Consider the following 9,017-nt stretch of genomic DNA (forward strand, 5'->3'; position numbering starts at 1 on the left):
CCCCACTTCAGAATCCATCTCGCCCTCACAGGCAAGAGTGACCGTTCACGCCTTCAGTTCCAAACGCGATTCCCCTGCGTGTTGGGGGTGACGAAGCGGATCGCGCTGTGGAGGTGTTCGGTGTTGTACCAGGTGGCGAAGGATTTTACCGAGACCTGTGCATCGGTCTTCGTGGCCCCATCCAGTTCAGTCGCGACATCGCGCCGATGATCAACAGACGCCGGATGTCCGATTGCCCCGCCTTAGAAATGCGCCCAAGACGCTCCTTGCCGCCGGACGACATCTGTCGTGGCACCAGCCCGAGCCAGGCGGCGAAGTCACGCCCGCGCCATCACCTTCCATATGGCTGAGGTCGCCGTCACAGGCCCAATGGTAAGGGCCATCCTTGCCACCATCCACCGACGGCGGGTGCCACCACTATGCGCGTGACAGCGTTCCCAACTCAAACTCAACGAACGCGGCGGGACAGGTTTGTCCGCCGTGCTGAAGAACGGGGCCGCCGTGCAGGGATCGCCCGGGTTTGCGGTCCAATCATCCCACATTCGGGCGCTCTGACGATTGCAGCAGGGCTTGGGAGCACGAAACACTTGATCAGGCGGCAAGATCAGGCAAAGTTGACGTCAAGCGGCAGGCCACTTGGGGAATGTCGGATGAACATGTGTGCGATAAGAAAACAGAATGAGTATTCTCTTTAAAGTGGTGTATTTTGCGCAAATTGCATTTATTATTGCTTCGTTTTTGACCGTTTCAGCTACTTCCGCCGAAGCCGAAGCCGAAGCCGAAGCCGAAGCCGAAGCCGAAGCCGAAGCCGAAGCCGAAGCCGAAGCCGAAGCTGCGTTGGTCAATTCAGACGGGAAACCCGCCGTTCATGGAGCGAAAAGAAACTCGCGGAAAGCTGGAATTTGCTTGGACTATGGGAAAACAAGATTTCGAAATGGAAGACGTTATCACCTGATCGAGCCGACTAGAACTATTACCAGTCACGAGGGTATTGATTTTTGCAAGCGGGCAGGGACGCCAGTTTTCTCGCCAGTCAACGGGACGGTTCGTTGGGTTGAGCAAGATAACAAAAGTTATGGAGGTGTCGTCGCTATTACCACGGGTTTTGCTGTTAAACCGCGTCCCGGTATCGCGCAATCACAAGTCTTTGTCGAAATGGTGCACATTGTCCCTGTGCTTGGATTGAAACGCGGCCATCGGGTGCAAGTTGGACAATTGATTGGCCATGTCCAAAAGGCGGAGCGTCCAAACATAGGTTCGAAACCACACGTTCACTTCGCAGTTAGATGGTGCGAAGAAGCGGCAACATGCCATTTGGATCCAAACTTCTTTTGGCGGGATGGACCGGGGATTGTGTCGTGCTTTGATAAATCAAAGGCATTGCCCAATGGGCGTATCGTGTCCCCAGTACCTTGTTAGAAACATCCGGTTGTTAAATTGGATAGAGATCTGGGCAATAGGGGATCAGTGCAACTACGAGGGGCACGGCAATCGCGTTTGGAAATCTGAGAGACGAGAGGGTGAGCTGAAGAAGAGCTTCTCGGGTCTCTCGTCAAATTAGTGGTGAGGTTTTGATGATTTTCGATCTTGATGCGACGAAATAAGCCCAAACGCGATTCCCCTGTGTCGGGGGGGGGCTGGTGTGGTTGACCTTGATCAGATGGCCGTTTTATTGGCTGTCTATGATTTTTTTCATGGGGCACATCCATCGTGATCGCTGAAATAACGAACTCGCTGACAAACGTTTGCCACGCGCTTATTTACAAAGTGGTCAAGCTTCTTCGAATCGATAGCCGTTTGCGACACCAGATCTGTGCTTGATGGCAGTCGTAATCACCCCCGCGTGAGATAAACCAAGAGCGTCAGCGGCTGCCGTTCTAGACGGATATTCGCCAACATATTGCCCGGTTTCTGCTACGAAGGCTCGGACGCACTTGCGAGCATTTGGTGGGGTTTTGGGCGCAACATCCTTAGCATGTTGTTCGTTGTAGGAAGCAATGCCTTCTTCGCTTAGCTCGGAACGTTCCCAAGTGTAACCTCCTGCTCCCGAACGCTTTCCATTGCAGACCGAATTGATATGGCTTGGACTAACGCTCAATCCCCGAGAAATCATGATGGACGCCGCATCTGTCGCGTTCCAAAAGTGCTCGTCACGTTCAATACAACGAACAGGGTATCCGTGCTGCACTCTAGTAAGTGGTTCGATTGAGGATGGATCAAACTTGTCCTTGCGAAAAAAACGCAGCCCGTTCGATGTTGTGCTGGAACTGTTTGGATCAATCACCAATGAGACATTTCTGAAGCCTGCACGGGTAGCATCCGCTAAGCTCTCAAACTCATGAACAATTTCCAAAGTGACGGGATCCACCCCCACGACGGCCACCGGAAGGTTCGTTAGGTCCTTTGGCCGGGAAACATCAATACTGTCCCTTTCAACTATTTCGGTGTCCATTACCCCAAGTTCTCGTTGATAATCGACTTCCTCCTCTAGCAAGATCTGTAACTGACATTTTGCGGTCTCCACGATGCTTTGAGCTCGCTCGAGATAATAGATTTCAGTGTCTCCCCCCCATCGTTTGCCATTGCGCATGCCTGCGTAGAAAATCCGTGGGTCGTACCAATCGCGACAAAGGCGATGAATACGGGCTTCAAGGACGTAGGCGTCCCGCTCGGAGAGTATTGCGCTCCAAGCAACCTCAGTCAGATACCAAGCGTACCGTTCGGTGAGCGATCTCGTCGTCACACCGACCTTGACCGCTGAGATTTCAAAAACTTTGACGATCATCACGCCAATTTCTGTCGGCACACCCGCTTCACCGGTTTCTATAAGTCTCATTAACCTGTGGTTTGCGTATCCTGCCATTTCGCGGGCGCACTCATGGCAATAATATACAGCACCCATTGCCGAACCTTTGGTGGTCTCGAATTCCCCGTGACGATCGCACTTCATTTGAAGGCGGGTTCCAGACTCACCACGACGCAAGCCCAGTAGGTGGATGTGGTTTGGTAGATCATCAGCCAATTCGTCGCGGAGATCGTCTAGAGCGAGGTGTCTTGATGCTATGGTTGCATTACGAGCGCATGCGTCGCATCCGTGAGACTTATTGTTTTTTAGGTAGACAGCCTTGGTCGTCTTAATGGTGCCGTGCTTTTTGCACATTAAATGCAGCGGCGCATTTGGACCTTTGAATTCCCCAACGACTTCAACGTTCTCTGGCAAACTATCTGCAAGCCATTCGTGGTACCGCTCAAGATACATCTGGCTCTTAAGCTTAGACCTCAACTCTGAAGCACAATCAGGGCAGCCGCCAGAATCGTTCGTTACGTGCGAACCGGGGGCAACCATGAAACCGCCGTGTTCCGGGCAGTTGATGGGCACTTTGGGCCGCTTGGAGGTTTCGAAGGCCTCAGCTGCGCTAGAGTAGTCGAAACGATCCCCATGGCGTTCGCCCGCCCGCTTCAACCATCTTTTAAAGTTGGCCTCCACAATCCTCTTGTGCCCTGCCTCTGTAAGCTGCCTCTTTGTTTTCATTTACCTTGAGCTCCACTTTGTGCTGTGGACGAGAATATCCCTACAGTTTTATCTCTCTCATACAGCATGATAAGTCAGGGTATCTTGGGTCGCAAGAACCAAGGATTTCTTTAATCGTCCTTCGACGGTCAAGGTCAGCTTCCTACTTTATGTGTTAAAACATACATGATGCAGCATTCGACACTTTGGCTCAGACCTGCCGTTCGCTGTATCATTGAACACCTAATTCCCACTGCCCCTTAATTCCCACTGCGGGGGTGCTGGTGGTTTAGATGCGCAATTTTGCGTGTGGAAACTGATTAGGCCACTGCCCTAGCCCAGCACTCGGAGAAGGCCGCTAATATCGCTGTTATTCTTAGTCAGAAGCGAAGACATGTTCTGTCGGTAAGTAGCTTCAACCATCATTGCCTCTATCGGTAGGTTACGAATCATGATACAAACGATTCAAGATATGTAACCCTTTGGAGTTTTAAGCATGGCTAGCGGTAAATTCGTCTCGTACCTTCGCGTATCGACAAACAAGCAAGCAAGTTCAGGTCTTGGCATGGAAGCGCAACGTGAGGCTGTTGCTCAATATCTTAACGGTGGTGACTGGAACTTGGTGGAGGAAGTCGTTGAAGTGGAGTCTGGGCGTAAGAATGAACGTCCTGCACTTGAGAAGGCTATACGTCTTTGTAATGCAATCGACGCAACTCTTGTTGTTGCCAAGTTTGATAGGCTCTCAAGAGACGCTCACTTCCTGCTTGGTCTGAAAAAGTCAGGTATCAAGTTCGTCGCAGCTGATAATCCTTCCGCTAATGAGCTGACAGTGGGTATCCTTGCCTTGGTAGCTGAGAATGAAGCAAGGGCTATCAGTGACCGTACAAAGGCCGCTTTAGTAGCTGCAAAAGCGCGTGGTCAGGTGCTTGGTGCGTATAGCAAGGATGATAAGACGAAGTTTGTAGGACGCACAGGAACGCGTGAGGACTGTTTGAAGGCCGCTCAGGGTAAGAAGGCTAAAGCTGATGATGTAGCCAACAAGATGAAGCAGTTCATTGTTGATTGTGGTCTGTCCCCTGATGCCTCTGCCAAGTCTCTTGCTAAGTTCCTAACTGACCGTGGGGTGCAAACACCTTCTGGGCGTTCAACAGTTTGGCAAGTGACAACAGTTCAGAGAATGAAGGCCCGTTGGTGAGGTTCAGGCATTTTCATCATTGTTTCTTTGTTGGTCAGACAATGCTGTCTTTTTTGTCGTGGGACCCTCTGAAAGAGTCGTCAAGGATTCGTTTTCTGCTGCATAACCACCTCAATCTCTGAGATAAGAAAATCCATATTCAACAAAAAAATTAGAACCGAATGGACACTATTGTTGAACATTGCGATGACACTATGGCTTTTTGTAAGTTACTGAAAATATTGCATTATATAAGAATTTGACCGACCCGCTATATCTACTGATCCGGGTTGTTGAGGCTGCGTATTTTGCGCAGGCGCGGGGCATTGCGCGAAAACATCAGTGTTTCCAGTTCCCGCTCCAGTTTGCGCGCCATTGCTTTGGCGTAGTCCTCGAACCCTAGGGCAAATTCGACAAAACTGCCGGAGCCGACAATGACATTGGCCTGGAAATATCGTCCCAAGGCCCCGATCTCCGCCTGACGCACGTCGCCAAAGGACGGCGCATCCGCACCCACGACAAGTGCGTTGATGGTGATGCCTGTCCCCTCGATTTCCGGTTTGACATCCACCGGACGGGGGCCAAGGTTGGACTTGCCGTCGCCTGACAGATCAAGGGTGCGTTTCCAACAATGGGCGCGGGTCGCCAGATGCGAAACGCCCTCGCGCATCGCCAGCCCCAGGGCCGTCCCGGGTGTGGCCTGCCGCCGCTCTGTCGCTTTCAGATGCGCAATGATGCCGTCCAACGTGGCTTCGTCCACGACGGTCGTCCAGGGCAGGATAACGGCCTGATCTTCCGGGCCGCTCCATTCATAGACCAGCAAATCAACCGGTGCGGCGGGCATGATGGTCAACGCTTGCCGTACTTTGGGTGAATTCAACGCCGCCGCCAAGCCGTCCATCTGCAATCGGTACTCACGGGCGTCGACGGATCCCGAAACGTCCAATCCCATCGCCAGAGCCTGTCGGCATTCGGCCATCGCAGTGCCTGCAAACACTCCGATCACCACCGACGCCACCGCCAGAGGACGCAGCGATGACGGGAGCGCGCTCATCCCGCTCTTTCCGAATGCAAGGACAGCGCCCCGACGATAGGCGGCGTCAGCTCGCGTTCCAACTTGCGGCGCATCGCGTTTTCGTAGTCTTCAAAGCCCTGCGCCACTTCCATGAATGCGCCGGCCCCCCACAGCACCTCGTTCTGGTAAAACGCGACCAGCTCGGTTTCGGATGCAAATTCCGCCGCGTTGACCACCAGACCGTTCACCGTCACGCCCGCGAAAGGAAATTCACGATAGGCCAGTTGCGGTCCAAAACCTTCGTTGTTCTGCCCATCCCCGGCCATGTCCAGCGTCTGGTTGAGGCACACGGGCGCGCGGGCCAGCATCTTGGCCCCGTATCCCAGCGCATAGCCCATGGCGGTGGGGAACTCATTGTGGCTGCGGGTGCTGGCGGCGATGACCTCTGCCGCAGACAGCAAGGCCGCCGGGCTGTCGATCAGGATCCAGTCCAAGAGAATTTCCTGATTGTAGCGGCCTGACCACTCATAAACGGCCAACGCCACCGGATCGTCTGACGCGAAAAAGGCCGCCCGGACTTCGGGGGCGGTCAGGGCGGACACCAGTCCGCCCCGCTGCAATTCATCTTCGGTCGCATCCACGGAGGACGACACGTCGAGCGCCAGCAGCAGTGCCAAACGGCATGCCGCCGCCGGGGAGGCCGCGCATATGGCCGTCAGAAGGACCGCCGCTCTTACCAAGAGCCGGTGTTTTCCATGCTCGCCCAAGGCTCCGCCGGAGCCAGGTTGTCACCCGCCTGCAACAACTCAATCGAGATGTTGTCCGGCGAACGGACAAAGGCCATATGGCCGTCGCGGGGCGGCCTGTTGATGGTCACCCCATTGTCCATCAGGTGCTGGCAGGTCTCGTAGATATTGTCGACACGGTAGGCCAGGTGGCCGAAATGACGGCTGTCGCTGGGCAATCCCTCGTCGCCATCCCAATTATAGGTCAGCTCGATCGGGCACTCCTCCTGACCGGGAGGCGCCATGAAGATCAGGGAAAACCGACCCTTCTCGCTCTCCATACGGCGGGTTTCTTCAAGGCCGAGCAATTTGTAAAACGCGATGGAGGCGTCCAGATCTTTGACGCGAACCATCGTGTGCAGGTAGGTGAGAGGCATTCTTGGTGTCCTTTGGTTGCCTGGGGCGGGAACACGGGTGCAAACCCGATGCGCACGCCGATACTTTAAGTCATGAACCCTTCGATATCCGAAGTCGTCCGACTTTCACGCTCTTTAACCTTAGGTGCAAAGCCGTGGGTGTCAAAATCCTTTAGCAGCAAAAATGTCGAAAGCGTGATCCCGCTTCACCGGCTGACCCCGATGGGCCATATGCCCACCGTCCCGGATGTGGCCCGCAGGGACAGTGCTCGCACGGCGGAACGTTTCTGCGCCGGGTGCAAACCTCCGCAGGCCGCGCCGACCCGGCATATGTAAAATCCCACGCCGCAATAGGATCCAGCAAATCAATCTCTATATTGCGGTTCTCAGCAGGCCATCCACCATATAAGCTATGACCCTGATAGATTCTGTGGATAAGGACCCGCCCCATGCCGCTCAGCCCCGAACAGCTTGCCGAAATCGACGCCCAGCGGGCCAATCCGCAACCGACCCTGCGCGCCACCGTTCCGGGGATGGAGGCGCATCTCTACAAGGCCCACCCCGTGCTCGACCATGGTTTTGTGCGCGTCATCGACTACATGGGCGACGATGCGGCGATCTGTCAGGCCGCCCGCGTCTCTTATGGCAAGGGCACCAAATCGGTCCAGAATGACGAAGGGCTGATCCGCTATCTCATGCGCCACTGGCACTCGACCCCCTTCGAGATGTGCGAGATCAAACTGCACGTCAAACTGCCCGTCTTTGTCGCCCGCCAGTGGATCCGCCACCGCACCGCCAACGTCAACGAATACTCCGCCCGCTATTCGATCCTGGACCGCGAATTCTACATACCCGAACCCGACGCGCTCAACGCGCAATCCGTGGTCAACAATCAGGGCAGGGGGGCCACGCTTGAGGGGGCCGAGGCCGCCCGCGTCCTCGAAATCCTCAAATCCGACAGCACCCGCGCCTATGACCACTACCAGGAAATGATCTCGGATGACGGCCAACAGGGCCTCGCCCGCGAACTGGCGCGCATGAACCTGCCCGCCAACATCTACACCCAATGGTACTGGAAAGTGGACCTGCACAATCTCTTCCACTTCCTGCGCCTGCGCGCCGACAGCCACGCCCAATACGAAATCCGGGTCTATGCGGATGCGATCTGCGAGCTGGTCAAAGACTGGGTCCCCGCCGCCTACGGCGCCTTCGAGGATTACCGCATGGGCGGCGCCCAGCTTTCCGGCAAAGGGGTCGAGTGCCTGCGCCGCATGCTGAAAGGCGAAGAGGTGACGCAAGAGACAAGCGGGATGTCGAAGGGGGAATGGCGGGAGTTTATGGGGGTGATTGGGAGATGAAGAAATTAGGCAATTTGGAGCGGCGCGAGTTCATAGAACTAAAGAAACAGTTCGTTCATCCATCGACAGAAATTTCGCAGCCTGAACAGTTGATCGGCAGGGAAGGACCGCTAAAGCGTCTCCGTACAGCATTTGAAAGAGAAGGTTCAAATCCATTCATTTGGGGACTTCGCGGGGTTGGAAAGACTTCTTTAGCGCATAGCGCATGCCATGCCTATCCAGAAACTGTTTCAGTTGGCCCTGTCGTTGCGTGCGAAGCAAATTCAACAATAGTCCAATTATTTGAAGATATTGTGCGCCGGCAATCAGCCCTTAATTCGAGTTTTTTTAAGGACAAAACTATTAAGATCAAGCTGGCAGGTTACGGCTTCAGTGTTGAGACTGGAATTGGAAACCAAACCGGTGATTTAGTTCTTAATTCGGTGAACCAAGCGTCGGATTTGTTAAACCTGTTGTTTCCACCGGACTATGAATTAGGAAAGAAGACTGCGATAGTTATAGACGAGTTTGATAAGCTAAAAAATAGAGAAACTATTACATTTTTTACTGATCTTGCGAAGCAATTGTCTGTTGACGACGTCGCAGTAAAGCTAATTTTTTGTGGTGTAGCATCCGATTTTAAATCACTGGTGGGAGCACATGGATCAGTTGGTCGTTATCTGACTGCTGTCGAATTGACGCCAATGCTCGACGACCAAATATGGCAAACCGCTCGATCAATAATGCATAACTTTGGCCTAGCCGACATTCCCCAAGTGGCCTGCCATCTGACGCGAAGATCGCCTGATCAGGCCTGCGGATCAAGTATCTTTTACCTC

At 53.9% G+C, this 9,017-nt stretch carries 8 protein-coding genes and 1 pseudogene; 4 read left to right on the forward strand and 5 right to left on the reverse strand.

The features are described 5' to 3' along the window. Window positions 1-193 precede the first annotated feature (193 nt). Window positions 194-325: pseudogene (locus tag LC354_RS24620) on the reverse strand (transposase); the annotation flags it as partial. A 353-nt stretch (window positions 326-678) separates the two neighbouring features. Between LC354_RS24620 and LC354_RS24625 the strand changes: the two are divergent. Continuing rightward, on the forward strand, window positions 679-1,419 hold the full coding sequence (locus LC354_RS24625; RefSeq protein ID WP_223428620.1) for a M23 family metallopeptidase: 741 nt from the start codon (window positions 679-681) through the stop codon (window positions 1,417-1,419). Window positions 1,420-1,771: 352 nt separating this feature from the next. Here LC354_RS24625 and LC354_RS24630 read toward each other — a convergent pair whose 3' ends face one another. Continuing rightward, complete coding sequence (locus LC354_RS24630; RefSeq protein WP_223428621.1) at window positions 1,772-3,532, reverse strand: hypothetical protein; 1,761 nt, start codon at window positions 3,530-3,532, stop codon at window positions 1,772-1,774. A gap of 475 nt (window positions 3,533-4,007) precedes the next feature. Here LC354_RS24630 and LC354_RS24635 point away from each other — a divergent pair, with 475 nt between their 5' ends. Continuing rightward, window positions 4,008-4,706, forward strand: a complete 699-nt coding sequence (locus LC354_RS24635; protein WP_223428622.1) for a recombinase family protein — start codon at window positions 4,008-4,010, stop codon at window positions 4,704-4,706. Between the two features lie 256 nt (window positions 4,707-4,962). Here the strand turns inward: LC354_RS24635 and LC354_RS24640 are convergent, their stop codons facing one another. Genes LC354_RS24640 through LC354_RS24650 form a run of 3 tightly spaced genes read right to left on the reverse strand, consistent with a single transcriptional unit; the run spans window position 4,963 to window position 6,862 of the window. Next, on the reverse strand, window positions 4,963-5,739 hold the full coding sequence (locus tag LC354_RS24640) for a DUF1194 domain-containing protein (RefSeq protein WP_223428623.1): 777 nt from the start codon (window positions 5,737-5,739) through the stop codon (window positions 4,963-4,965). After that, window positions 5,736-6,440, reverse strand: coding sequence for a DUF1194 domain-containing protein (locus LC354_RS24645; protein ID WP_223428624.1), 705 nt, complete (start codon window positions 6,438-6,440; stop codon window positions 5,736-5,738). The genes LC354_RS24640 and LC354_RS24645 overlap by 4 nt, the downstream gene beginning before the upstream one ends. Beyond that, on the reverse strand, window positions 6,434-6,862 hold the full coding sequence (locus LC354_RS24650; protein ID WP_223428625.1) for a VOC family protein: 429 nt from the start codon (window positions 6,860-6,862) through the stop codon (window positions 6,434-6,436). Before LC354_RS24650 ends, LC354_RS24645 begins: the two co-directional genes overlap by 7 nt. Window positions 6,863-7,290: 428 nt before the next feature. On the opposite strand from LC354_RS24650, the gene thyX reads away from it, so the two are divergent. Together thyX and LC354_RS24660 are read left to right on the forward strand one after the other, a co-directional pair. Next, window positions 7,291-8,199, forward strand: coding sequence for an FAD-dependent thymidylate synthase (thyX, locus tag LC354_RS24655; RefSeq protein ID WP_223428626.1), 909 nt, complete (start codon window positions 7,291-7,293; stop codon window positions 8,197-8,199). Next, the coding region (locus LC354_RS24660; protein WP_223428627.1) for an ATP-binding protein at window positions 8,196-9,017 on the forward strand (822 nt) is incomplete at its 3' end. The genes thyX and LC354_RS24660, both read left to right, overlap by 4 nt.

The sequence above is a fragment of the Tateyamaria pelophila genome (assembly GCF_019966495.1).
GTDB classification, from domain to species: domain Bacteria; phylum Pseudomonadota; class Alphaproteobacteria; order Rhodobacterales; family Rhodobacteraceae; genus Tateyamaria; species Tateyamaria pelophila.

Bases quoted from the DNA above. Each gene is read 5' to 3' on its own strand.
- LC354_RS24625 (WP_223428620.1), top strand. From the start codon at position 679: ATGAGTATTCTCTTTAAAGTGGTGTATTTTGCGCAAATTGCATTTATT.
- LC354_RS24630 (WP_223428621.1), bottom strand. From the start codon at position 3,532: ATGAAAACAAAGAGGCAGCTTACAGAGGCAGGGCACAAGAGGATTGTG.
- LC354_RS24635 (WP_223428622.1), top strand. From the start codon at position 4,008: ATGGCTAGCGGTAAATTCGTCTCGTACCTTCGCGTATCGACAAACAAG.
- LC354_RS24640 (WP_223428623.1), bottom strand. From the start codon at position 5,739: ATGAGCGCGCTCCCGTCATCGCTGCGTCCTCTGGCGGTGGCGTCGGTG.
- LC354_RS24650 (WP_223428625.1), bottom strand. From the start codon at position 6,862: ATGCCTCTCACCTACCTGCACACGATGGTTCGCGTCAAAGATCTGGAC.
- thyX (WP_223428626.1), top strand. From the start codon at position 7,291: ATGCCGCTCAGCCCCGAACAGCTTGCCGAAATCGACGCCCAGCGGGCC.